General features: G+C 55.3%; 1 pseudogene. It reads right to left on the bottom strand.

The features are described from left to right. Positions 1–720: 720 nt before the first annotated feature. Positions 721–825 (bottom strand): annotated as a pseudogene (locus IVA81_RS26615) (Na+/H+ antiporter NhaA); the annotation flags it as partial. Between the last annotated feature and the right edge of the window lie 322 nt (positions 826–1,147).

Below are 1,147 nucleotides of genomic sequence, written 5' to 3'. Positions count from 1 at the left end.
TGCCGATGCCCCATCATGATCATCAGTCCTGCCAACTAAACAGACTGAATCACTGCTACCTCTGAGTCGCAACCGCCGCCTTTTTCAACGAAATCGGCCCGTGTCGGACAAACTGGGCCGGTTCGTTATGTCCGCTGCTCGGGGTGGACCGGAAGTGACAGGTAGAAGTCTGCATCGACGCGAATGACCCCTAGCCGACTTGCACGACTCTAGGCGAGCCGCTCTCGCCTTCATCAAACGAGCAGATGGAAGCGAGCCGCAATCTTTTGCTCCAGAGACACGGAAGGACCTGGTACGACGAACTGCTCTCTTGCACTTTCTCAACCGGGGCCGTTTGCTTCCCGCAGACGGAGGAAGCCAAAATGAATATGTGGACCGGCCTTACTATGCTTGCGGCCGCAGTGACCCTGATCCTAATAGGTCGTCCAAATAGGGAGGGCATACACCCCAAGTTACTGCGCTTTGAAGCCGCGGTTGTTCTTTATCCGCCCGTTATTCTAACACTTGCGGTGTTCGGCGCCGCGGCTGTCATTTCAGAACTAACCAAATAGAGTCATTATGCGGACGGAGCGGGGTGCGTCTACCTTCCTGGATTGCCCGCAGAACGAGGTTGAATTCTCGACATTGCGTTATATAACGACCTCCGGGTGCTCGCTGCATTGAGCAGCGACAGGATAAGCGATGGTCGGGCCGCCACGCGGACCGTGCGCGCCCATGAGCCATCACCAACCGGTTGACGACCGGGATTTTTCGTCCGAGCAGGGCGAGGACTCCGACGGCAAAGGCGATGTCGGTCGCGGTCGGCACGGCCCAATCAATTAATTGTAGCACCAGCACATGACGGGAAAGAATTAACTATCTTTTTTGGATTTTGACGTAGTTTAATAATAGATCAATTAAGCGGTATAAAATACCAGCGCTGCCTGAGCGAACTTTTAGTCCGGGGCACCGCACCCATGCACTGCCCCCTAGGATGCCCAAGCTCGTTCTATCCGCTTGGAGCTGGCTGACATGGATCGAGAACACCTCGACATGATGTCGATCGATGGTAAGCGTCGTTCTCAGGCCACGGCTTTGAGGGATTGCGCGCGATAGGCCCAGGGAAGCAGCTGATCGATTTCGCTGTTTGGGTGACCGTTGACGATCC

The sequence above is a fragment of the Bradyrhizobium sp. 141 genome, assembly GCF_023074055.1.
Taxonomy (GTDB): Bacteria; Pseudomonadota; Alphaproteobacteria; order Rhizobiales; family Xanthobacteraceae; genus Bradyrhizobium.
This window is presented reverse-complemented; position numbering and strand designations above follow the sequence as displayed.